The organism is Pseudomonas sp. IzPS59 (assembly GCF_014863505.1).
Lineage (GTDB): Bacteria > Pseudomonadota > Gammaproteobacteria > Pseudomonadales > Pseudomonadaceae > Aquipseudomonas > Aquipseudomonas kribbensis.
On record NZ_CP062251.1, the window covers coordinates 3,218,056 to 3,240,183 of the forward strand.

Sequence of the window (22,128 nt, forward strand, 5' to 3'; positions counted from 1 at the left end):
CTTCAAAACAAGGATTCATTGGCCGGACTTGATCCGGTTCCATTCGCGGGTCATCAGGCGCTGGATGTTTTCCGGCAGATCGGCGGAGACAAAGGTGTGACTGATCACTTCATCGCCCGGGTAGATCCCCGGGTTGCCGCTGACCTTGGGATCCATCAACGGCGTGGCGTCCTTGTTCGGGTTCGCATACCCGACGTAGTCACTGACCGACGCAATCACTTCGGGTCGCAGCAAGTAGTTGATCACGGCATGGGCGTTGGCCACGTTGCCGGCATCCTTGGGGATCGCCAGCATGTCGAACCACAGGTTCACGCCTTCCTTGGGAATGACGTAGCGGATATCGATGTTTTTCCCGGCCTCGCGAGCCCGGGTCTGGGCCTGCATCACGTCGCCGGAGTAACCGATCGCCACGCAAATATCGCCATTGGCCAGGTCGGCGGTGTACTTCGATGAGTTGAAGTAAGTCACCGACGGCCGCAAGGACATCAGCAATTTCGACGCCTGCTTGTAGTCGTCCGGCTTGACGCTGTTGGGGTCCAGCCCGAGATAAAGCATGGCTTGAGGAATGATTTTCACCGGAGCATCGAGAAAGGCCACGCCGCAGCTTTTGAGCTTGGACAGGTTCTGCGGATCGAACACCATGGCCCAGGAATCCAGCGGCACGTCCTTGCCCAGCACCGCGCGGACTTTCTCCTCGTTGTAGCCGATGCCCACCGTGCCCCACATATAAGGCACGGCATAACGATTGCCCGGATCGGCCGCTTCCAGACGCTGCATCAGACGCGGGTCGAGGTGCTTCCAGTTATCCAGCAACTCACGCTGCAGCGGCTGATAGGCACCGGCCCGGATCTGTTTTGACAGAAACTGGCTGGAAGGCACCACCACGTCATACCCCGAGTGCCCGGAAAGCAGCTTGGCCTCGAGCATTTCATTGGTGTCGAAGATGTCGTACTGCACCTTGATGGCGCTGTCTTTCTCGAAGTTTTTCAGGGTGTCGGGGCCGATGTAGTCGGACCAGTTATAGACCTTCACTACCGGGTCGGCAGCCTGAGTAAAGGGCACCACGGCAGCGCAGTACAGGGCCGCAAACACGCTCGATAAACGCATCGTCAATTTCCTTGTGAGTCTCACAGCACGCGGCTGAGAAAGGCTTGGGTACGGGGATGAGAGGGGTGACTGAAAATCTGTTCCGGTGGGCCCTGCTCGATCAGTTCACCTTGATCGAGCACCACCACACGGTCCGCGACCTCACGGGCAAAACCCATTTCATGGGTGACCACCACCATCGTCATGCCCTCCTCCGCCAATTCCTTCATCACCTGCAAGACTTCACCGACGGTTTCCGGATCAAGGGCGCTGGTGGGCTCGTCGAACAGCATCGCCTGGGGCTTCATGGCCAAAGCCCGGGCAATCGCCACCCGTTGCTGTTGGCCACCGGAAAGCATCGACGGGTAATGGTTGGCCTTCTCGGCCAGTCCGACACGCTTGAGCAACGCCCGCGCCTGTTCCTCCGCCGCTTTGCGCGGCACACCCAACACCTGAATCGGTGCTTCGATGATGTTTTCCAGCGCGGTCATGTGCGGGAACAGATTGAAGCGCTGGAACACCATGCCGATGTCCCGCCGCTGACGGGCAATATTGCGTTCCGAATCCCGCACTAGGCTGCCATCGGCCTTCGTGCGATAGCCCATGGACTGCCCGTTGACCCGGATCTGCCCGGACTGAATGTCTTCCAGCAAATTGATGCAGCGGATAAACGTGGTTTTGCCGGAGCCCGAGGCGCCGATCAGCACCACCACTTCACCGCGCCGGACTTGCAGGGAAATGCCCTTGAGAATTTCGAGGTTGCCGAACGACTTGTGAATGTTCAGCGCTTCGATGATCAGTTCGTCACTTTGATGCGCCATGGTTAACGTCCCCTCAGCAGTTTCAGTGTGCTGCGACCGAACATCCGGCTGGATGCCGGCGGCGGCGACGAAGGTCGGTCCGACTGGCCGAAACGTGTTTCCAGCCAGCGCTGGAAGAAGCCCCACAGCGTCGTGAGCAACAGGAAATAGATCGCCACCACGAGGTATAACTCGAACACCCGGAAGGTCGCCGAAGTCACCATCTGCGTACTGAGTAGCAACTCTTGCACACCGATCACACTGACCAGCGTGGTGTTTTTAAGCATCACGTTGAACTCGTTGCCCAGCGGCGGCACGATGACCCGAAACGCCTGCGGCAAGACAATCCGGCGCATCAGCTTGGCGAAGGTCATGCCCAGCGAGCGTCCGGCTTCGTATTGCCCCTTGTCGACGGCGCCGATACCGGCGCGAATGATCTCGGCCATGTACGCGCCTTCGTTCAGACCCAAGGCGATGATCGCAGCCTGGATATTGCCGGGGACCACCAGACCGAACAGCTCGATGTCTTCGAAGCGGAAAATCCCGCCCGCCGCCAGCGCCGTATAGAGAAAGACGATCTGCACCAGCAGCGGCGTCCCGCGCATCAGCCACACATAAAAGCGCACCGGCAGATGCAGCAGCGGGTTCTTCGATAAACGCAGCAACGCCGCCGCCAATCCCAAAACACAACCCAATAACATGGCCAGCACACTGATCAGGCACGTCAGCCAGAGCCCGGTGAGGTAGACCCCGCTGGGCTGTAACAGGTACTGCCAGAACACATCCCAATTGAAATTCATCAACGCCTACCTCAATCAAGGGTGTCGCTGGAGACGTGCCATTTACTCAGGAGCTGGTTGTAGCTGCCATCGCTGCGCATGTCGGTAATCACCTGCTGCACGGCGGCGCTCAATTGCGGATCGTCCTTGCGAATGCCCAGGCCGGTGAGAATCCGGCTGAAGGCCGGAACGCCTTCCTCGAACAGGTCCGGAGCCATGGCGGCGTAATATCCGGCGGTTTCCACTGTGGTGCCGTAAGCGTCGACCTGACTGATGCGCAGCGCCTGGAACGCATCGGTGTCGGTGTTGTAGACCACCAGTTTCATCGGTGGCTTGCCGGCCTTGGTCAGGTTTTCATTCTCGGTGTCGAGCAAGGTCTTGATGGTCGACCCGTTGAGCACCGCAATCTTGTGCCCGCTGAGATCGGGCAGCGTCTTGAGCCCTTTCGGATTGCCCTTGGGCACTACCACCGCCTGGCTGGAATACATGTAGTTGACGATGTCGATCACCTCGCGGCGCTCGTGCTTGTCGAACAACTGGTCGACGATCATGTCGCACTGCTTGGCCAGCAACGCTGGCAGCAATCCGGAAAACGGGATCACCCGCCACTCGACTTTCTTGTCCCCCAGACGCTTGGCAACTTCCAGGCCCAGATCGACGGTCAGGCCCTTTGGCTTTTGCGCTTCATCGAAGGAAACCAGAGGCGGCGAATCCATGCCCGAGCAATAGGTGAGTTTGTCGACCTTGAGCAAACGCTCCGGCACGGTGGGTGCGGCAACCGCCCACTGCGTACAGAGCCCCAGGGAAATTGCAGCCAACAACAGGCGAGACGTATGCATGACCAGACACTCCAGTTCGGTTAGTAACGGGGCAGTACTCAAAGTCAAAACATCGGCGGGTTCGTTGCCCGCTCTGTGGTTATCGTTCCGATTGCAGGAACTTGATCAGCTCGGGGACCGTGCCTTCGATATGTTCGCGCACCACCGCTTCGGCCTTGACTGCATCGCCGGCGCGAATCGCATCGAGGATCACCACGTGTTCCTCGCGTGCACTCAACGGCTTTTCACCGTGTTGTAGCCAAAGGCGCATGGGAGCTTCGATCAGCGAGTAAAGCGCGCTGATCTGTTTCACCAAACGAGGTCTTCCGCTGAGGCTGCACAGGTATTCATGGAACTTGCGGTGACGACTGACCCACTCCGCGCTTTCGTCGCGGTAGTCATCCATTTCATCGAGCAGTCGTTCCAGGGCCGTCAACTGGCGCTCGCCGATCTTCGGCACCGCCACCCGAATCGCCAGCCCCTCCAGGGCGCTGCGCATCTCGAAGACTTCGTGCATTTCCTCGACATCCAGACCGCTGACAATCGCACCGCGATTGGGCCGCAGCGTCACCAGGCCCTGTGCATCGAGACGGCGAAAGGCTTCACGCACGGGCATCCGGCTCATGCCGATTTCACCGGCGATGTCCTCGGCGATCAGCCGGTCACCCTTGCGGTAACGACCGCCGCAGATACCTTCCAGAAGAAAGTTGTAGGCCTCCTCCTCGGCGGTCATCGGTTGGCGCTGGTCGTAGGCGGGAGCGAATTGCATGGCGGCACCTTTTGTCTTTTTGTATCCAATTATCCACGGATACATAAAAGCAGAATGCGTGCCAGAACCTGCTGCACTCCGCCAAGCGTTTGATTCGGATGAATTAAGGAGAAATTGCGCCGTGCACAACCACGCACGAAGATCGGGATTTGCTACCTATTGGCTCATTGCGAGCCCGGAAAAGGTGCAAAACGGTAGCTGAGTAACACCCATGGAAACGGCAGCACACTCGCCTGCCATAACAGCAGACGAGTGCCAGGAACCCGAATCTCAGCTGCCATACACCTTTGCAGCTGGCACCGCCCGGTTCAGCAATTGCGCGACCGCCCCGCCGACTTCGTCCACGGCCCAACGACCCTGCCTGTCCAGCTCCGGCCCGCGACGCCAGCCATCGGCAATCGACAGCTTGCCGCCTTCCACTTCGAACATCTGCCCGTTCACCGACGTGGACTCCTGCGAACCGAGCCACACCACCAGCGGCGCGACGTTCTCCGGCGCAAAGTAGTCGAAGCCCTCCTCCGGTTTTTTCATGACGTCGGCAAACACCTCTTCGGTCATGCCGGTGCGCGCGGCCGGGGCTAGGGCGTTGACGGTAATCCCATAGCGCCCGAGTTCTGCCGCTTGCACCAGCGTCAGCGCGGCGATGCCGGCCTTGGCTGCCGCGTAGTTGGACTGACCGATAGAACCCTGCAAACCGGCACCGGAGCTGGTGTTGATGATCCGCGCACTCACGGTCTGGCCAGCCTTTACCTGCTCACGCCAGTACCGCGCAGCGTGGCTGGATATGCAGAAATGCCCCTTGAGGTGCACCGCCATCACCGCATCCCAGTCGGATTCGCTCAGGCTGGTGAACATGCGATCACGGCAAATGCCGGCGTTGTTGACCACCACGTCCAGCCCGCCGAAGGTCTCGATCGCCTGGCGCACGATCAGCGCCGCATCGTCATAACGGGTGATGTCGTTGCTGTTGGCCACCGCCCTGCCACCCTGGGATTCGATGGCATCCACCACCGCCAGTGCGGCCTCACGGTTGATGTCGTTGACCACCACTTTCGCGCCCTCGGCGGCGAACGCCAGCGCATACGCCCTCCCCAACCCTCCCCCGGCACCGGTGATGATCACGACGCGGTTTTTACAGATCTGCATGGTGCTGCTCCCTTCAAAACTTCATTCACAAACGTTCGATGATGGTCACGTTGGCCTGCCCGCCGCCTTCGCACATGGTCTGCAAACCGAAGCGGCCACCGCTGCGCTCCAGCTCATGCAACAGGCTGCACATCAAACGCGTGCCGGTGGCGCCCAACGGATGGCCGAGGGCAATCGCGCCGCCGTTGACGTTGGTCTGTTCGTGGGGATAGCCGGTTTCTTTCAACCATGCCATGGCGACGGAGGCAAAGGCTTCGTTGATCTCGACCCGATCAATGTCTTCCAGCTTCATGCCAGCGCGCTTCAATGCATAAGCCGTGGCCGGGATTGGCGCGGTGAGCATCCAGATCGGGTCTTCGGCACGTACGCTGAGGTGGTGGATTCGCGCGCGCGGCGTCAGCCCGTAGCGTTTGAGTGCCGCTTCGGACACGATCAGCATCGCGCTCGCCGCATCGCAGGTCTGACTGGACACCGCCGCCGTCACCCGGTCGCAGCCAAACAGAAAATCCAGCTCGGCCATTTTCGCCAGGCTGGTCTGACGCGGTGTTTCGTCGTGAACCACGTCGGCCAGCGGCACGATTTCCCGCAGAAACCGTCCCTCTTCGATGGCGTGCAATGCGCGCTGATGGGACTGCAGCGAATACGCTTCCAGTTGCTCGCGAGACAATCCCCACTTCTCGGCAATCATCTGCGCCGAACGAAACTGGGTCGGCGGTTGCGCGCCGTAGCGCCGCACCCAGCCTTCGGATCCGCTGAACGGATCGCTGAAGCCCAAAGGCTCGGCCGCGATCATGGCGGACGAAATCGGGATCTGCGTCATGGTCTGCACGCCGCCCGCGATGACCACATCCTGGGTGCCACTCATCACCGCTTGCGCAGCAAAGTGCACCGCTTGCTGGGACGAGCCGCACTGGCGATCGATCGTGGTGCCGGGCACGGATTGCGACAGTCCGGCAGCCAGCCAACTGGTGCGGGCGATGTCCCCGGCCAGCGGGCCGATCGTATCGACGCAGCCGAAGATCACGTCGTCGTAATCCTCGTCGGGAATGCCGTTGCGCTCGACCAGCGCACGCAAAACATGGGCGCCCAGATCGGCCGCGTGAATATGGCTCAAACCACCCTTGCGCCGCCCGGTAGGCGTGCGCAGGGCGTCGACAATATAAGCTTCAGGCATGATTTTTCTCGGTAAGTGGTGCCGTCAGAACGTCTGGCCGGCACCCAGTGCGCAACGACCGTCGAACAAGGCTGTGCGGATGCGTTCTTTGTGGAGACCGCGATCGCCCCAGACCTTGTCCAGCGCCCAGGCGCGTTTCATGAACAGATGCAGATCGACTTCCCACGTGTAGCCCATGGCGCCGTGGGCCTGAATGGTGTTTTTCGCGGCAAGCATGGCGGCCTCGGAGGTCGCCAGTTTGGCGTGGGACACCAGCACCGAGCGGTTCGGCTGCTGTTCGGCGACAGCATAGGCCGCGCGATACAGCGGCCCCTTGGCGAACTCGATCTGCACCGCGACATTCGCCATCAAATGCTTGACCGCCTGAAACGACCCCACCGGTTTGCCGAACTGTTTGCGCTCGAAGGTGTAGTCCACCGCCAGATCGACCATGCGTTTGGCCAGCCCCAACATCTGCGCGGCATTGCCCAGCGCACCACGATCAACCGCCTCCGCCCACAGTCGCCGGCCCTGTTCGCCGGAGGCCACGCAGGTCGCGGGCGACGGAATCCAGGAGACCTGGAACAGTTGCCGAGCCGGATCGACCGACACGTTGCGAGTCAACTGCACCGCACCCGGTTCGACCGCATGTACTTCATCGCCATGGGCCAGCAACAGCAGATCGGCGACATGGGCATCGCTGACCAGCGGATTGCCCGGTTCGGCAACCGCCAGTCGTGCGCTGCCTTCTGCGATACGCCCGAGCCAGTCCTGCTTGAGTGCCCCGTGGCGCTCATCAAGTCCGGCGAGCAATGGCACGCCGACCAGCATCGTCTCCACCAGCGGTTCGGGCAGCCCGGCATACCCGCATTCCTGAGCGAGCAGCACGAAGTCCAGCTCGTTCATGCCCATCCCACCAAACGATTCGGGAACGGTCAGCGCAGTCAGCCCCAGCTCGACCAATTGCGCCCACAGCTCATCGCTGCGCCCGCTCTCGGTCTGCCAGAGTTCGCGAATGCGTTCCGGCGTCACCTCGTTGATCAGAAAATGCCTGACGTTGTCCTGGAACAGCAGTTGGTCGCGGCTGAAATTAAAGTCCATGGTCTCTTCCTCAAGCACGCGGCATGCCGAGCATGCGTTCGGCAATGATGTTGCGCTGGATCTCGTTGGTGCCGGCGTAGATCGGCCCGGCCTGGGCAAACAGAAAACCTTCCAGCCAGTGGCCGACATCGCCCGCCGCCGGGGCTTCGGGCAACAGCTCGCCACGCAGGCCGAGAATGCTCATGGCGGTGTCGTGCATGCGCTGATCGAGTTCCGACCAGAAGATTTTGTTGGTCGAGGATTCCGGCCCGATCTTGCCGCCCTGCACCAGTTGCGAGGCGGTGCGGTAGGTGTTGAGGGTGTAGGCCTCGGCGTCCAGCCAGGCGCGCATCACCGCCTCACCAATCGCCGGGTCACGGTCGGCCTGCTCGCGATTGGCCTGATACAGCTGCACCAGACGCCGGGCCGTTTCCTGAAAGCGTGCAGGCGAACGCAGCAGCAAGCCGCGTTCGAAACCGGCGGTGGACATCGCCACATGCCAGCCCATGCCCTCGCCGCCCAGTGCGTTTTCCACCGGGACCTTGACGTCGTCGAAGAAGATCTCGGCGAAGCCCGGCAAGCCGTTCAGCTGCGGAATCGGCCGTACCGTGATCCCCGGCGTATCCAGCGGCAGAAGAATGAACGTCAGGCCATGATGACGCTGGGAGTTCGGGTCGGTGCGGAAGATCCCGAACACCCAGTCGGCCCATACCGCGCGGGTCGACCAGGTCTTCTGGCCGTTGATGAGATAGTGATCGCCGACTCGTTCAGCCCGCGAACGGATCGCCGCCATGTCGGAGCCCGCCCCCGGCTCGGACCAGGCCTGGGCCCAGATATCCTCACCGGTGGCCATGCGCGGCAGAAAGCGCGCTTTCTGGGCTTCGCTGCCGTACTCCATCAGCGTCGGGCCGAGCAGGAAGATACCGTTCTGGTTGACCCGTGCAGGCGCCTCGGCGCGGTAATACTCTTCCTCGAAAATCAGCCACTCGATCAAGTCGCAACCGCGCCCGCCCAGCTCGACCGGCCAGGTGACCATGCCCCAGCGCCCGTCGTTGAGGCGGTTTTCCCAAGCGCGGTGTTGAGCAAAACCTTGCTCGGTGTCGAATGATTGCAGCGGCTCGCGCGGCACGTTGGCCGTCAGCCACGCGCGCGCTTCGGCGCGGAAGGCCTGTTGGGCCGGGGTATAAGTCAGATCCATGTGCGCACCTTCAGCCGTTGAACCGGGCATCACGTTTCTCGATGAACGAGTCCCGTGCTTCCTGTGAATCCAGTGAGCGATAAGCCTCAAGCGTGAAGCCCTGCTCCCAGCGATACTTGTCTTCCAGATTGCCGTCCTCGACGCCGTTCAGCGCCTCTTTGGCGAGGCTGATCATGGCCGGGCTCTTGGCGGCGATGGTGCGGGCGATCTGCAACGCGGCTTCGCGCAAGTCTTCGCGCTTGACCACACGTTCCACCGCCCCGAGGCGCCAGGCTTCGGTCGCGTTGATCGGCTCACCGGTGAAGTACATGTGCCGGACCTTCTGCACCGGGAACAGCCGCTGCAGATGCGCGCCACCGCCCATGGCGCCGCGATCGACTTCGGGCACGCCAAAAGTCGCGCACTCGGAGGCCACGACAATGTCGGCAGCGCCGCAAAGTCCGATGCCACCGCCGAGCACAAAACCGTGCACCGCCACGATCACCGGTTTCGGGTTGCGGTGAATGGCCTTGAAGCTGTCGTAGTTGCCCTTGTTGACCGCCACGATCAGGTTGCCGTCTGCGGCCAGTTCCTTGATGTCGACCCCGGCGCAGAAGCCGCGACCTTCGGCGCGGATCACGATGACCCGCACCCGGTTGTCGGTGCCCAGGCCTTCGATTTCACGGGCGATATCGGCCCAGGTACGGCAATTGAAGGCGTTGACCGGCGGCTGGTTGAACACCAGTTCGGCAATGCCGTTATCGATACTGACGCTGAATGGATGCATGCTTTTTCCTTTCACGACACGCGACGGCAGAGTTCGTCCAGACGCAATTCGGCGTCACGAACGATCTGCTCAATCAATTGGGCACAGCTGGGCAGGCTGTCGATGGAGGCCGCGACCTGACCCGAAGGCAACACACCTTCGGCCGGCAGCCCGTCGACCATGGCTTTCTGGATGACCATCGGCGCGTTGGCGGCCATGATGCTTTGCGCGGCAGTCAGGTCTCCGCTGCTGCGCATTTTCAGAGCGCTGGAAAGCAACTGGGTCAAACTCATGCCGCTGTGGCGGCGGTAAGCCAGACCGCTGCGCACCGCCAGCACCCAGCGTTTGAACACGCCGCTGGTTTCCAGTCGGTCGAGAAGTTCGTTGCGGATCATCCGTTGCGGCATGCCGTCGATGGCGCGGCTGACGATAATCGCCGCCGGGTCCTTGATCGCCAGATAACGCGCCAGGGTCTGCGCCGGCACCGGGCTTTCGGCACACATCAGAAACCGCGTGCCCATGGCGATACCTTCGGCGCCATAGACCAGGGCCGACACCAGCCCCCTGCCGTCCTTGAAACCGCCGGCCGCCACTACCGGAACCGACACCGCGTTGACCACTTGATCAAGCAGCAACGACGTCGGCACCGAACCGGTATGCCCCCCGCCCTCGCCGCCCTGAACGGTGACGGCGTCGGCGCCCATTTCCACGGCTTTCTGCGCGTGTTTCAGCGCGCCAACCGTGGGAATGCACACGACACCAGCATTCTTCAGGCGCTGGATCATCTGTTTTCCGGGCGACCGGCTATAGCTGACCGCCCGCACTTTGTGGCGTAGCACCAACTCGACGATGTCGTCGGCGTTGGGCTGGTACATATGGAAGTTGACCCCGAATGGCTGATCGGTCAGGCGCCGGGTTTCGAGGATCGCGGCCTCCATGTGCTGCGGCTCGATGGTGGCGCCGGCGAGAAAACCGAAGGCGCCGGCATTGCTCGTGGCCGCGACCAGTTTCGGGTCAGCCACCCAGCCCATCGCGGTCTGGATGATCGGATAACGGCAGCCGAGCAACTCGGTCAGCCGGGTATTCAAAGAGATCGCCATATTCACGCCCCACCCGTCGCGCGTTGCGAGCTGGCCATGGCCTTGGCGTCGTAGCCCCCGAGCCGGTCGCCGGACACCAGTTCATTGTGGGCATGGGCGAAATGGTGCAGACCGAAGACCATGTCCATGGTCGCGCGCTTGCCCATCAGGTCCTCGGCGTTGTTCACCGCCTGCTTGCTCAATTGCAGGCCCAGGCGCGGCATCTGGGCGACGCGCCCGGCGATCTCGAGGGTTTCCTGTTCGAGGGATTCGCGAGCCACCACCCGATTGAGCATGCCCATCTGGTAGGCGCGAGCCGCCGGCATGCGTTCGCCGAGGAACAGAAATTCCTTGGCGATGCGCGGATTGAGTTCATGCACATGGGCAAAATACTCGACCCCGGGAATGCCCATGCGCACCACCGGATCGGCAAAGTACGCATCCTCACTGGCCACAATCAGGTCGCAGACCCACGCCAGCATCAACCCGCCAGCAATACACGCACCCTGGACCATGGCGATGCTCGGCTTGGGCATGTCGCGCCAGCGCCGGCACATGCCCAGATAGACTTCCTGCTCCCGGGCGTAGAGAAACTCGCCGCCGGGTTTGTTGGTGTGGTCGTACCAGAGGCTCGCGCGGTCGAACGTCTTGTGAACGTCCCGCCCCGGCGTGCCGATGTCATGCCCGGCGGAAAAGTGCTTGCCGGCGCCGCGCAGCACGATGACTTTCACTTCGTCGTCATCGCAGGCACGGCGAAATGCCGCGTCCAGCGCGTAGGTCATCTGCGAGTTCTGGGCATTGTGGTACTCGGGGCGATTCATGGTGACCAGCGCCACCTCCCCCCGCACCTCATAGAGCACCACGTCGGCGGCATTATTATCGTTATGTTCAGCCATCACTTTTCTCCGAAACGGTGCGACTCAGCGCTGGCCCGGCGGGTTGTCTTTGAGCTGGCTGGCACGCAGGTTATGCGGGTCCAGACGCCCGATCAGTTGCAACTGTTCAACCGTGGGTGCCGCTGTCGTCGGGCAATCCTGTGGCACATGCAGCTCGAAACCGGTGTTGTCCTGCACCTGCTCGACGGTCACACCGGGGTGCAGCGAACGGATGCGCACTTGCCGTTGCGGGCCGAGAAAATCCAGCACGCACAGATCAGTCACGATCAAGCGGATATCGATCTCGTCCAGCGACCAGCCCCGGGCCAGACGCGCCGGGTTGTAGCCGACCGAAGCGACCATATCGACCTCGCCTTCGACGAACACCCGACGGTTGTGGCTGGGCACGCAGAAGGAGTTGGCATGGCTGATCGAATTGCCGGGAAAGCCCCGCACGCCGAGCATTTGCGCCTTGGGCTTGGCGTAATCACCGATGCAGGAAATGTTTGCCTGGCCGAAGCGGTCGATTTGCGTCGGACCCACCAGCGCATGACGCTTGCCGCTCCAGACGTTGTCGAAAATCCGCGAAAAGCCCATCCAGCTGTCGCGCTTTGGCTCGTAGCCGTTGCGTGCACCCAACGGCACAGGCTCGGCGACCATGTAGGCCTCGGAGTCAGTCATCAGCAGCTGCGGATTGCTGGTCAGCATGCTCAATGAAGCCGCCAGTCGCGGAATCACCCCGATCCCGGTGGCGAGCACCTCGCCGTCATCGCGCCAGGCTTCGGAAGCGGCGCAGATCATCAGCTCGGCGAGGCTGTAAGTCGTTGCAGAAGTCGTCATGTCTAGGCTCGCTTAGTAGACCGGCAGAGGAAGCTGGCGGATGGCGTTCAGGCCGCCGACCTTGTCCAGGTACTGTTCGTGGGTGCAGTCGACATAGTTGCGGATGTAGTCCTGCCAGCCTTCGCCAGCCTGGGCCGACGCGTTGTAGGCCTTGAAATGCGCTACATCGAAGCCGTACAGCGGCGCGCAGGAAGACGGGTGCGCACCGCCCGGCACGTGCGCCACGGCGGTGGTCAGGTTGCGTTCCCAGAACACCTGATGCGCCCGCGCCGGATCGGCATGGAAGTAGTCGCTGTCGACCAGTTCGTCACAGGTTACGTAGCTGTGGGTCGCAGCCCGGACGAGCAAGTCGTCCATGTAGTGATCGGGACCGCTGATCTGGCACACACCGCGCGTATCGGCGCGATCGACGTGAATCAGCGCCGCATCAAGCTTGAGCGCCGGCATCGCGACCCATTGCTTGTTGTCGGCATAAGGCGAGTCGATCAACTTGATCTGCGGGTTGTGCCGCAGCACATCGGTGCCCAGCCCCACGGCCGTGGGAATGAACGGCACCTTCATCGCAGCGGCACGCAGGCCGAGCAGGAGCATGCCTTCATCGATTTCCATCACTTCCAGCGCCGCGTCCTGACGTGCCTTGCGGAAGTACGGTTCCAGCGGGATGAAATCCAGCGACACGAAGGCAAACACCAGTTTGCGGATCTTGCCGGCCGCGCAAAGCATGCCGACATCCGCGCCGCCATAGGCGACCACGGTCAGGTCCTTGAGGTCGGAACGCAGGATCTCCCGCACCAGTGCCATGGGCTTGCGTCGCGGGCCCCAGCCACCGATGCCGATGGTCATGCCGTCACGCAGTTGGCCGACCATCTCGGCCGTGGTCATTCGCTTGTCCATCGTCGTATTCCTCATTGGCGACCGACACTGAAGTCATGGCCCCAGTGGCTGACCACGGTGCTTTCGAACGGGGTGTGCTGGTCCCAATCGACCACCAGGCCATCGCAGCCGTATTCCAGGTCAAACCCGGACGGGGTCTTGATGTAGAACGAGATCATCTGGTCGTTGGTGTGCTGGCCGAGGGTGGCGGACATCTTTACGCCGTTGGCCTGCACCCGGTCGAGGGCACGACCGACTTCATCCAGGGCGTTGACCTCGACCATCATGTGCACGCAGCCGTGGGGCATCGGGCACTCGAAAATCGCCAGCGAGTGGTGGCGGCCGTTGTTGCAATGCAGGAAGTGAATGCGTTTTTGCGGCTCGGCCGGGTCCGGTGTGAAGCGGACTTTCATCAAGTCTGAGAGGCCGAAACCGAGCACCTGTTCGTAGAAATCCCGGCAACGGTCGAAGCCCGGCGCCGGCAGCACCACATGGCCCATACCCAATTCATTGGTGACGAAGCCCTTCACGCCGACCGGTGAAACGAAGCGCGCGAAGTCCTGCAACGGCCCCCAGAACAGTTCATGACGGTTGCCGTCCGGGTCGCTGAAGTGCACCAGTTCCTGGACTTTGCGGTCCCGGGCCTGAGCCTCGGTGCCACGGAGGACTTGCACATCGGCCTGCTCCAGCTCGCTGACCGCCTGTTCAAGCGCCGCTTTGCCCGACACTTCCCAACCGCAGGCGCCGAAGCCGTTCTCGGTGCTCTTCTCCACCAGAATCCGGTGGTGGCGTTCGTCCATTTTCAGGTACAGACGCTCATCGTCATCGCTGCCGGCCACCATCATGCCGAGCACCTGACTTGCGTACTGCCGCCACTGCGCCAGATCGCTGGATAACAGGGTGACGTAACCCAGACCACGGATATCCATGGATGCACTCCTCGTTGTTCTCAGGCCGAGCCGCCCGACGGCGTTTGCCGGGGAGACTGTATCGAGGCCTATTCAAACGGGTTCGCAGAGGGGAAACATCGTCCAATGGGACTAGCGTAGCCCCGGAACGCAGGCATAAAAAAACGGGCCTTGGGGACCCGTTGGAAATGGGGACTGGATTCCGTTCCAGCCCTTGATGAAGCGAGGAAGAGCAATACAAAAACCTGTGGGAGCGGGCTTGCCCGCGATGGCGGTGTTTCTGACAACAGAGATGCTGGATTTAATTGCCTCATCGCGGGCAAGCCCGCTCCCACAGGTTACGGGGCGTTTGATCAGGATTTGCGGAAGTGCGGAATGACTTTCTCGCCAATATTCTTCAACGTCTCCAGCTGCGCCCACTGCGGCACGGTGCCCATCTGGCAAATAAACAGAATTTCGTCGGCACCCGCATCAATCAGCCGCTGCACGTAGCCGATACAATCCTCAACAGTGCCGTAGGCATGGTTCGGGTTCATCATGGCCATGGTCGGGTCGGAGAAATCGACGCTGACCTCTTCCGAGGCAAACCGCGACTTGATCACGCTCTGCCCGTTGCCATCGACGAAAGTGTCGTCCTTCCACTTTTCCGGGTCCGGACGCTCACCGCCGCCGTACCAGTAACCCAGCGACTCCATGAAATACCGCTGGCCACGGATGCCGATGCGCCGCGCCTCTTCGTTGTTTTCCAGCACGATCGCCGGGCACAGCGCGGCGATGTGGCGGTTGGGACGGAAGCCCACCTGATGTTTCACGTCACGGTTGTCCCAGGCCTGGTGATAGACCTCGACCTTCTTGGCGATTTCTTCCGGGCCGCCAAAACCCAGCACCAGTGCGCCCATGCCGCGACTGCCGGCCTTGTTCAGCGAATCGGTGTTGGTGCAGGCGAGGTACATCGGCGGGTGTGGATCCTGGTAAGGCTTGGGATGGATCGGCCGTTTCGGGATCTGCACGAAGTCGCCCTGATGCTCGATCTCGTCGAATACGAACATTTTCGGGATCAGGTACATCATCTCGTCGATCTGCGGCTGCAACGTCGTCAGGTCGTAGCCGAAGGTGCCGGCCTCCTGCTGGGTGCCGCCCTTGCCGACGCCGAAATGCACGCGGCCCTTGGACAACAGGTCGAGGGTGGCGATGCGCTCCGCGACTTTCACCGGGTGGTTCATCGCCGGCGGCAGGCAGACCACGCCGTGGCCGATGCCGATCCGCTCGGTCTTGCCAGCGACGAACGCCAGCATGGTTTCGGGCGCGGACATGTGCGAATAGTTGCTGAGCGCCGTGTGCTCCACGCACCAGAATGTATCGAAGCCCAGTTTGTCGGCCAGCACGGCCTGCTCGACGGTGTCTTCGAAAATCTTGCGATCGCCTTCACGGCTGGAATCCACCGTCTGGGCTTCGTAAATCAGGGAAAATTTCATGGTTGATCCTTGTACTTGTTGGATGCGCAACCGGCGCGGGTGAGCGACGCCTTGGCGCTCATGCTCAGGGAAAGCCCGGGCGCCGGAATCCTGCAAACGGACTAGCCGATTCAGCGCAATGGGCTCAGAGGAAAAAGTCGCTGCTGTCCTGGCCCATGCTCACGGCGCCAAGGTTCCAGGCGTACTTCGCCGGGCTGTTGGCGACGTGGGCGCGACCGGTGTGAATGTCGCGGAACGCACGGTTGATCGGGTGGCTGCGGAAAATCGTCGAGGCGCCGCTGTTGAACATCAGCTCGCCCACCGCTTTCGCGCACTTGTCGGCGACCAGCGCGGAGTCGTAACGCATCCTCACTCGCTCGGGCATGCTCAGCGGCTCGGTTTTTTGCGCCCGCTCCAGCATCAAGGCGAAGTTGCGATAGAGCACGGTCTTGCATTCGTCGACGCAGACCATGGCGTTGGCCAGCGCCGATTGCGCCGCCGGGTCCTGAACCATCTTGCGGCCGTCGTTGACCCCGACCCGCGCGCGGTTGTGTTCGACAAACTGATTCACCGCGCCTTGCAGCGCACCGATGGCCGCCGACGACACCGCCCGCACGAAAATCTGCCCGAACGGCAGACGAAACAGCGGCGCGGTGTTCACCGCATTCCCGGGGCTGTTCTGCATGAAACCGTCGAACGCGCGATGGGTGCGGTATTCGGGAACGAAGGCGTTCTCCACCAGGATGTCGTGAGAACCGGTGGCTTCCAGCCCCATGACGTTCCAGTTATCGACGATTTGATAGTCACTGCGCGGCACCAGGAACGTCCGGTAATCCGGCGCACCACCCGCCTCCTCAGCCGGCACCAGGGCCCCGAGAAACGCCCACTCGCAATGCTTGCTGCCGGAAGAAAAGCCCCAGCGACCGCTGAGCCTGAAACCGCCCTCCACCCGTTCGACCTTGCCCACCGGCATATAGGAAGAAGAAATCAGCACGCTGGAGTCATCGCCCCAGACATCCTGCGCCGCACGGTCGTCGAACAGCGCCATCTGCCAGTTATGAATCGCCACGACGCCAAGCACCCAGGCCGAAGACATGCAGCCCTCGGCGAGGGTCATCTGCACTTCGAAGAAATCCTTGGGTTCCAGTTCATAGCCTTCCCAGCGTGCCGGCTGCAGGATGCGGAAGAACCCCGCTTCCTGAAAATCCTTCAGGGTCTGTTCCGGCAACTGGCCGGCGTGTGCGGCGTCCAGGGCGCGCTCACGCAGAATCGGTACCAGCTCGCGGGCACGCTGGCTCAGACGCTGGCGAATCAGGTCTTGGTTGAGCATTTTTATTGTTCTCCATTGTTCACCCCGTCCGCCGGGGCGCGCGTGCAGCGAGGCACGTGCCGCACTTGCGGTGTCTGCCTCCTGTGCGGCATTCAAACAATGTGAAAAGAGGCGGACATCCCTCAAACGGACCATGTCGCTGATGATCCGAGGCACGTACGCGGAACACCCAAAGGCCTAGTCCCCTCGGACGATGCTGCACAGGCACGCCAGCGCAAAAATCCATCGCACTCCAGTACAACCACAGGACGAGTGCGATGAACGACGACAATCTGAAAGCCGACATGCTCCAGGCCATGCGCCGTCTGGCCAAGTCAGTCACCATCATCAGTACCAGCAACGGCTCCGAGCGTTTCGCCATGGCCGCCACGGCGGTCGATTCCCTCAGCACCGAGCCGCCGTCGCTGCTGATCTGCGTGAACAAGACCGCCTCTTCCCACGCGGCATTGGCTACCGGCGCGGACTTCTGTGTGAACATCCTTGGCGTAGAGCAGCAAGGTCTGGCCCATCGCTGCAGCGGTTCGATCAAAGGCGAGGCACGTTTCGACCAGGGCAACTGGCTGACCAGCCCCGGCGGCATTCCGTACCTGAGTGACGCTCAGTCGGCGATCCTCTGCCGTCAGGACGGCCATTTCAGCTATGGCACCCACACCGTATTCATCGGGCGCATCCTGCAAATCCACACCAGCGACGCCATCACTCCGCTGGTCTACCTCGACGGCAGCTACACCACCACCGCCAATCCGGCATCTGCCTTTGCTGCTGCGGGCTGAGGCCGGGCCATGGACGCTCAACAACAGTTGTCGCCATTGCGCGTGAACAGCGCCGAGCAGTTGGATTGGGATGATCGCAGCGATTTGCTGGTGGTCGGTTTTGGCGGTGCCGGCGTCTGCGCGGCAATCGAGGCGGCCAGTCGCGGCTTGTCGGTGTTGGCACTGGACCGCTTCGCCGGCGGCGGTGCCACGGCCATCAGCGGTGGCGTGGTGTATGCCGGGGGCGGCACGCCGTATCAGCGCCAGGCCGGTTACGAAGACAGCCGCGGCGCGATGTTCAACTACCTGCGTCAGGAAGTCGGCGAAGCCGTGAGTCCACAGACCCTGCGCGACTTCTGCGAAGGCAGTTGCGAGCAACTGGCCTGGCTCGAACGCCAGGGCGTGGCATTCGAATCCAGCGTGCCGCCGCACAAGACGTCCTACCCGAGCGACCAGTTCTACCTTTACTACTCCGGCAACGAAGCCGTCCCGGCCTACGCCGCGATCGCCAAAGCGGCACCCCGCGGCCATCGCACCAAAGGCCCCGGCCTGTCGGGCGCGAGCCTTTTCGCCCCGTTGAAAGCCAGCGCCTTGCGCCTCGGCGCACGCCTGCGCAGCCAGTGTGAAGTCCGGCGTCTGGTGATTGATGCCAATGACCGCGTGGTCGGCGTTGAAGCCTGGCAGTTGCCACCGGGAAGTCGGGCAGCGAGGCAACATGCCCGCTTGTCACGCTGGGCCACGGCGATTCACATGTACGCGCCGGCAGTGGCCGATCGGTTGCGCGCTCGCTTGCGGCGCATCGAACTCGCGAGTGCCGAACGGCAATTGATTCGCGCCGACCACGCCGTATTGCTCAGCAGCGGCGGTTTCATCTTCAACCGCGAATGGGTGCGTCAGCATGCGCCGCGCTATTTGCCCGGTCTGCCGCTGGGCACCACCGGTTGCAACGGCAGCGGCATCGCCCTGGGCCAGAGTGCCGGCGGCCGCGTGGCGCGGATGGACAAAGTCAGCGCCTGGCGTTTCATCAATCCGCCGCTGGCCTGGGCCCGGGGCCTGATCGTCAATGCCCGTGGCGAGCGCTACGCCAACGAAGAAATCTACGGCGCGACCCTCGGCCATTCAATGGTGGAAGAACAGGACGGCCGCGCCATCCTGATTCTCGACCGGGCGCTGGTACGCGAGGCGTTGCGTCAGGTCGGCCCGGGCAAAGTCTGGGCTTTCCAGCGTTTGCCGGTGCTGCTCAATCTGCTGTTCAACGCCAGACGCAGCCGCAGTCTTGCCGATCTGGCCAAGCGCTGCGGATTACCGCCCGACAACCTGCAACGCACCGTGAACACCTACAGCCGCGCCGCACGCGCAGACATCGTCGATCCGTTCGGCAAGTCGCCAGCGATGCTCGCCGACATGGACCAAGGCCCGTGGTACGCCCTCGACCTGTCCTTCGCCAGCCGCCTCTTCCCCTGCCCCGTCATCACCCTCGGCGGGCTGAAAGTCTGCGAAACCAGCGGTCAGGTGCTGAACCACGCCGACCAGCCGATTGCCGGCCTGTACAGCGCCGGGCGCAACGCGGTCGGGGTCGCTTCGAATCTGTATGTCTCGGGCCTGTCCCTGGCCGATTGCATTTATTCCGGCCGGCGCGCCGCCGCTTATGTGGCCGAACAACTTGCTGCTCAAACCACACGCTCAGGAGAACAACAATGCAACGTGTAGAAGGCAAAGTCTGCATCATCACCGGCGCCGCCAGCGGCATCGGTCGCGAAGACGCCCTGCTTCTGGCCCGCGAAGGCGCCAAGGTGGTGCTGACCGATCTCAACGACAGCGCCGGCCGTGAAGTGGCCGCGCAAATCGGCAGCAACGCGCTGTTCATCCGTCACGACATCGCCAGCGAAAGCGACTGGCAGAACGTGATCAAGACCACCCTGGAACACTTCGGCCGCCTCGACGTGCTGGTCAACAACGCCGCAATCCTGGCGTTGGGCAGCATCGAAGACACCACGCTGGAGCTGTGGCAGAAGGTGCAGAAAATCAACGGCGACGGCTACTTCCTCGGCTGCAAGTACGCGATTCAGGCGATGAAGGAAACCGGTGGCGGTTCGATCATCAACATGTCCTCGGTGGCCGCGCTGGGCGCGATGCCGATGTTCTGCGCCTATTCGGCGTCCAAGGGCGCGGTGGCGGCGATGACCCGTTCGATTGCCCTGCACTGCAAGCAGCAGGGTTACCGTATTCGCTGCAACAGCGTGCACCCGGACGGCGTCAACACACCGATGACTCAAGCCCTCACCGGCGGCGTGGCGATCAATCAACAGGACCTCGACCAAGACCCGATGAACCGCATGTGCGCGCCGGCCGACATTGCCAATGTGGTGCTGTTCCTCGCCACCGATGAGTCGCGTTTCGTCAACGGTGCCGAGATCCGCGTCGACAACGCCCAATTGATCAGCGGGCTTTGAGGCCGAGGTGAAAATGGGCACGCAACAACAGAACCTGACACCGGCCCAGGCCACGGCAGCCAGCTATTCCTTGAAGGTGTGCGCGGTGATCGACGAAACCGCCGATGCCCGCTCGCTGGTGCTGGACATCCCGCCAGACCTGCGTGAGCGCTTTGCCTATAAACCGGGGCAGTTCCTGACGTTTCGCGTGCCCTGTGCCGGCAAGCTGCTGACCCGCTGCTATTCCATGGCCAGTTCGCCGCTGACCGATGAGCGCCCCAAAGTCACGGTGAAACGGGTCGAGGGCGGTCGGGTGTCGAACCGGATGAACGAGGTGCAGGTCGGTGACTGGCTGGAAGTCTTGCCGCCGGCCGGGCATTTCTGCCTCGATGAGCATCAGCCGGATGACGATAAACCTTTGGTGCTGTTCGGCGGCGGATCGGGCATCACCCCGGTGTTTTCCATTCTCAAATCGACGCTGCAGCGCAGCCGGCGGCCGATCAAGTTGATCTACGCCAATCGCGATGAAGCGTCGGTGATTTTCAAGGATGAGCTGCGGCAACTGGCCCAGGCCCACCCGGAACAACTGCAAGTGCTGCACGCGCTGGATTCGGTGCAAGGTTTTCTGACCGCCGACCAGGTGCGCCATTTGCTGAATGGGTCTGCCGGCGGCGATTACTTCATCTGCGGCCCGGGGCCGTTCATGGACACCGTTGAGCGGACTTTGCTGGAACTCGGTGAGGCCGCTGAACGCATCCACGTCGAACGCTTCGTCTCGCCGCCCGACCCCGACGAGTTGCTGGCTGAAGAAGCCGCCGCCCGGCAAGCCTCCCTCGGCTCGCGCTGCGAATCGCTGGTGATCGTACTCGACGGCCAGCAACACGAAATTGCCTGTCAGCCCGGCGACACCCTGCTGCAAAGCTGCAAGGCCGCCGGCCTCGACGTGCCCTCCTCCTGCGAAGAAGGTTTTTGCGGCGCCTGCATGTGCGTGGTCGAGGAAGGCGAAACCCATATGGCCCGCAACGACGTGCTGAGCCCCAGAGAGCTGGCCGAAGGCTGGACCCTGGCCTGCCAGAGCCGCCCGAGCGGTGCGCGGGTGCGCTTGAAGTTCCCGGATTGAGCGCCCGTCGACAATAGTCTCAACGGACGATCTCCCGGATGCGATCTGCAGTTAGACTCGGCCAGCCCATTGGCCCAAAAACAATAAAAGAGGTGCAGTTATGGCTCGTTTGCAAAACAAGGTCGCGGTGGTTACCGGCGGCGCATCGGGGATCGGCCTGGCCTGCGTGCGGCGCTTTGCCGCCGAAGGCGCGCAGGTTGTCGGCCTGGACATCGGCAACGCCCCGGCGGATTTTCCGGGCCTGTTCATGACCCTGGATGTGCGCGATGAAGCGCAGGTGCAACAGGTCATGCAGGAAGTCGTGAACCATTTCGGCCACATCGACGTGTTGGTCAACGCGGCCGGCGTCGCCGACCAGGGCAGTGTCACCCAGACCAGCACCGCCAACTGGCAACGGGTGCTGGACATCAACCTGACCGGCAGCATGCTCACCAGCAAATACGCGCTGGCTTCGATGGAGCCCCGACGCAGCGGCTCGATCATCAATATCGGCTCGATCTTTGGCTTGCAGGGTTGCGACGGCAACGTCGCGTACAACGTGTCCAAGGGCGGCATCAACCAGCTGACGCGCTCGATGGCGATCGACTTCGGTTACGCCAATATTCGCGTCAACGGTCTGTGCCCCGGCCTGATCGAAACCCCGATGACCAGCATGGTCCGCGAGCACGAAGCCTTCCACGCCTTCTTCGCCTCGCAACACATGCTCAATCGCTCCGGGCAGCCGGAAGAAGTGGCCAATGTCGCGCTGTTCCTGGCCTCGGACGAAGCGTCCTTTGTCAGCGGCCAGATGATCGCCGTGGACGGCGGTTTCTCCGCCGGTCGCCGCTTCGCCCCGCCCGCCGCCTGATTCGCCTTGCCGGGCGCCTGCCCGGCACACCCCTTTCTTCCGCA

General features: G+C 62.2%; 22 protein-coding genes. 5 read left to right on the top strand and 17 right to left on the bottom strand.

The window, feature by feature from the left end:
- Positions 1-15: 15 nt before the first annotated feature.
- The 17 genes from IF189_RS14355 to IF189_RS14435 form a co-directional block, all read right to left on the bottom strand.
- Positions 16-1,107 carry a polyamine ABC transporter substrate-binding protein gene (locus IF189_RS14355; protein ID WP_192551752.1) on the bottom strand — a complete coding sequence of 364 codons (1,092 nt, stop codon included), beginning with the start codon at positions 1,105-1,107 and terminating at the stop codon, positions 16-18.
- A gap of 20 nt (positions 1,108-1,127) precedes the next feature.
- The gene (locus IF189_RS14360) at positions 1,128-1,907 is read right to left on the bottom strand and encodes an amino acid ABC transporter ATP-binding protein (protein WP_119428152.1); all 780 of its coding nucleotides are present in this window, start codon (positions 1,905-1,907) and stop codon (positions 1,128-1,130) included.
- 2 nt (positions 1,908-1,909) lie between these two features.
- Positions 1,910-2,686 carry an amino acid ABC transporter permease gene (locus IF189_RS14365; RefSeq protein ID WP_085709894.1) on the bottom strand — a complete coding sequence of 259 codons (777 nt, stop codon included), beginning with the start codon at positions 2,684-2,686 and terminating at the stop codon, positions 1,910-1,912.
- A gap of 11 nt (positions 2,687-2,697) precedes the next feature.
- Positions 2,698-3,504: an ABC transporter substrate-binding protein gene (locus tag IF189_RS14370; protein ID WP_192551753.1), complete on the bottom strand. Its 807-nt coding sequence runs from the start codon at positions 3,502-3,504 to the stop codon at positions 2,698-2,700.
- A gap of 79 nt (positions 3,505-3,583) precedes the next feature.
- Positions 3,584-4,252 carry a GntR family transcriptional regulator gene (locus IF189_RS14375; protein WP_192551754.1) on the bottom strand — a complete coding sequence of 223 codons (669 nt, stop codon included), beginning with the start codon at positions 4,250-4,252 and terminating at the stop codon, positions 3,584-3,586.
- 270 nt (positions 4,253-4,522) lie between these two features.
- A complete protein-coding gene (locus IF189_RS14380; RefSeq protein ID WP_192551755.1) occupies positions 4,523-5,398 on the bottom strand; it encodes an SDR family oxidoreductase in 876 nt (291 codons plus the stop codon).
- A gap of 25 nt (positions 5,399-5,423) precedes the next feature.
- Complete coding sequence (locus tag IF189_RS14385) at positions 5,424-6,572, bottom strand: acetyl-CoA C-acetyltransferase (protein WP_192551756.1); 1,149 nt, start codon at positions 6,570-6,572, stop codon at positions 5,424-5,426.
- A gap of 24 nt (positions 6,573-6,596) precedes the next feature.
- Entirely contained in the window at positions 6,597-7,652 is a 1,056-nt protein-coding gene (locus IF189_RS14390) for an acyl-CoA dehydrogenase family protein (protein ID WP_134826957.1), read from the bottom strand.
- Positions 7,653-7,662: 10 nt separating this feature from the next.
- Positions 7,663-8,829: an acyl-CoA dehydrogenase family protein gene (locus IF189_RS14395; protein ID WP_192551757.1), complete on the bottom strand. Its 1,167-nt coding sequence runs from the start codon at positions 8,827-8,829 to the stop codon at positions 7,663-7,665.
- Between the two features lie 10 nt (positions 8,830-8,839).
- Positions 8,840-9,595, bottom strand: coding sequence for an enoyl-CoA hydratase family protein (locus IF189_RS14400; protein ID WP_192551758.1), 756 nt, complete (start codon positions 9,593-9,595; stop codon positions 8,840-8,842).
- Positions 9,596-9,606: 11 nt separating this feature from the next.
- Entirely contained in the window at positions 9,607-10,674 is a 1,068-nt protein-coding gene (locus IF189_RS14405) for an NAD(P)H-dependent flavin oxidoreductase (RefSeq protein WP_192551759.1), read from the bottom strand.
- A 2-nt stretch (positions 10,675-10,676) separates the two neighbouring features.
- Positions 10,677-11,549, bottom strand: a complete 873-nt coding sequence (locus IF189_RS14410; protein ID WP_192551760.1) for an enoyl-CoA hydratase — start codon at positions 11,547-11,549, stop codon at positions 10,677-10,679.
- A 24-nt stretch (positions 11,550-11,573) separates the two neighbouring features.
- The gene (locus tag IF189_RS14415) at positions 11,574-12,368 is read right to left on the bottom strand and encodes a CoA-transferase subunit beta (RefSeq protein ID WP_192551761.1); all 795 of its coding nucleotides are present in this window, start codon (positions 12,366-12,368) and stop codon (positions 11,574-11,576) included.
- A 12-nt stretch (positions 12,369-12,380) separates the two neighbouring features.
- A complete protein-coding gene (locus tag IF189_RS14420; protein ID WP_134826962.1) occupies positions 12,381-13,262 on the bottom strand; it encodes a CoA transferase subunit A in 882 nt (293 codons plus the stop codon).
- Between the two features lie 11 nt (positions 13,263-13,273).
- Positions 13,274-14,170, bottom strand: a complete 897-nt coding sequence (locus tag IF189_RS14425) for a VOC family protein (RefSeq protein WP_134826963.1) — start codon at positions 14,168-14,170, stop codon at positions 13,274-13,276.
- Positions 14,171-14,502: 332 nt separating this feature from the next.
- On the bottom strand, positions 14,503-15,624 hold the full coding sequence (locus IF189_RS14430; RefSeq protein WP_134826964.1) for an LLM class flavin-dependent oxidoreductase: 1,122 nt from the start codon (positions 15,622-15,624) through the stop codon (positions 14,503-14,505).
- A 124-nt stretch (positions 15,625-15,748) separates the two neighbouring features.
- Positions 15,749-16,933, bottom strand: coding sequence for a flavin-dependent monooxygenase (locus tag IF189_RS14435; protein ID WP_192551762.1), 1,185 nt, complete (start codon positions 16,931-16,933; stop codon positions 15,749-15,751).
- Between the two features lie 257 nt (positions 16,934-17,190).
- Between IF189_RS14435 and IF189_RS14440 the strand changes: the two genes are divergently transcribed.
- The 5 genes from IF189_RS14440 to IF189_RS14460 all read left to right on the top strand — a co-directional run bounded on the left by IF189_RS14440 (position 17,191) and on the right by IF189_RS14460 (position 22,084).
- Positions 17,191-17,706 carry a flavin reductase family protein gene (locus tag IF189_RS14440; RefSeq protein WP_085709909.1) on the top strand — a complete coding sequence of 172 codons (516 nt, stop codon included), beginning with the start codon at positions 17,191-17,193 and terminating at the stop codon, positions 17,704-17,706.
- Between the two features lie 9 nt (positions 17,707-17,715).
- Positions 17,716-19,395 (top strand): FAD-binding protein, encoded by a 1,680-nt coding sequence (locus IF189_RS14445; protein WP_192551763.1) that lies wholly within the window; start codon positions 17,716-17,718, stop codon positions 19,393-19,395.
- Positions 19,383-20,138: a glucose 1-dehydrogenase gene (locus IF189_RS14450; protein WP_085709911.1), complete on the top strand. Its 756-nt coding sequence runs from the start codon at positions 19,383-19,385 to the stop codon at positions 20,136-20,138. Before IF189_RS14445 ends, IF189_RS14450 begins: the two co-directional genes overlap by 13 nt.
- A gap of 13 nt (positions 20,139-20,151) precedes the next feature.
- Positions 20,152-21,237 carry a ferredoxin--NADP reductase gene (locus tag IF189_RS14455; RefSeq protein ID WP_192551764.1) on the top strand — a complete coding sequence of 362 codons (1,086 nt, stop codon included), beginning with the start codon at positions 20,152-20,154 and terminating at the stop codon, positions 21,235-21,237.
- A 100-nt stretch (positions 21,238-21,337) separates the two neighbouring features.
- Positions 21,338-22,084, top strand: a complete 747-nt coding sequence (locus tag IF189_RS14460) for an SDR family NAD(P)-dependent oxidoreductase (protein WP_114883131.1) — start codon at positions 21,338-21,340, stop codon at positions 22,082-22,084.
- Positions 22,085-22,128 lie beyond the last annotated feature (44 nt).

Excerpts from the sequence above, each read along its gene's own strand:
- IF189_RS14355 (WP_192551752.1), bottom strand. The coding sequence starts at position 1,107 with ATGCGTTTATCGAGCGTGTTTGCGGCCCTGTACTGCGCTGCCGTGGTG.
- IF189_RS14360 (WP_119428152.1), bottom strand. The coding sequence starts at position 1,907 with ATGGCGCATCAAAGTGACGAACTGATCATCGAAGCGCTGAACATTCAC.
- IF189_RS14365 (WP_085709894.1), bottom strand. The coding sequence starts at position 2,686 with ATGAATTTCAATTGGGATGTGTTCTGGCAGTACCTGTTACAGCCCAGC.
- IF189_RS14370 (WP_192551753.1), bottom strand. The coding sequence starts at position 3,504 with ATGCATACGTCTCGCCTGTTGTTGGCTGCAATTTCCCTGGGGCTCTGT.
- IF189_RS14375 (WP_192551754.1), bottom strand. The coding sequence starts at position 4,252 with ATGCAATTCGCTCCCGCCTACGACCAGCGCCAACCGATGACCGCCGAG.
- IF189_RS14380 (WP_192551755.1), bottom strand. The coding sequence starts at position 5,398 with ATGCAGATCTGTAAAAACCGCGTCGTGATCATCACCGGTGCCGGGGGA.
- IF189_RS14385 (WP_192551756.1), bottom strand. The coding sequence starts at position 6,572 with ATGCCTGAAGCTTATATTGTCGACGCCCTGCGCACGCCTACCGGGCGG.
- IF189_RS14390 (WP_134826957.1), bottom strand. The coding sequence starts at position 7,652 with ATGGACTTTAATTTCAGCCGCGACCAACTGCTGTTCCAGGACAACGTC.
- IF189_RS14395 (WP_192551757.1), bottom strand. The coding sequence starts at position 8,829 with ATGGATCTGACTTATACCCCGGCCCAACAGGCCTTCCGCGCCGAAGCG.
- IF189_RS14400 (WP_192551758.1), bottom strand. The coding sequence starts at position 9,595 with ATGCATCCATTCAGCGTCAGTATCGATAACGGCATTGCCGAACTGGTG.
- IF189_RS14405 (WP_192551759.1), bottom strand. The coding sequence starts at position 10,674 with ATGGCGATCTCTTTGAATACCCGGCTGACCGAGTTGCTCGGCTGCCGT.
- IF189_RS14410 (WP_192551760.1), bottom strand. The coding sequence starts at position 11,549 with ATGGCTGAACATAACGATAATAATGCCGCCGACGTGGTGCTCTATGAG.
- IF189_RS14415 (WP_192551761.1), bottom strand. The coding sequence starts at position 12,368 with ATGACGACTTCTGCAACGACTTACAGCCTCGCCGAGCTGATGATCTGC.
- IF189_RS14420 (WP_134826962.1), bottom strand. The coding sequence starts at position 13,262 with ATGGACAAGCGAATGACCACGGCCGAGATGGTCGGCCAACTGCGTGAC.
- IF189_RS14425 (WP_134826963.1), bottom strand. The coding sequence starts at position 14,170 with ATGGATATCCGTGGTCTGGGTTACGTCACCCTGTTATCCAGCGATCTG.
- IF189_RS14430 (WP_134826964.1), bottom strand. The coding sequence starts at position 15,624 with ATGAAATTTTCCCTGATTTACGAAGCCCAGACGGTGGATTCCAGCCGT.
- IF189_RS14435 (WP_192551762.1), bottom strand. The coding sequence starts at position 16,933 with ATGCTCAACCAAGACCTGATTCGCCAGCGTCTGAGCCAGCGTGCCCGC.
- IF189_RS14440 (WP_085709909.1), top strand. The coding sequence starts at position 17,191 with ATGAACGACGACAATCTGAAAGCCGACATGCTCCAGGCCATGCGCCGT.
- IF189_RS14445 (WP_192551763.1), top strand. The coding sequence starts at position 17,716 with ATGGACGCTCAACAACAGTTGTCGCCATTGCGCGTGAACAGCGCCGAG.
- IF189_RS14450 (WP_085709911.1), top strand. The coding sequence starts at position 19,383 with ATGCAACGTGTAGAAGGCAAAGTCTGCATCATCACCGGCGCCGCCAGC.
- IF189_RS14455 (WP_192551764.1), top strand. The coding sequence starts at position 20,152 with ATGGGCACGCAACAACAGAACCTGACACCGGCCCAGGCCACGGCAGCC.
- IF189_RS14460 (WP_114883131.1), top strand. The coding sequence starts at position 21,338 with ATGGCTCGTTTGCAAAACAAGGTCGCGGTGGTTACCGGCGGCGCATCG.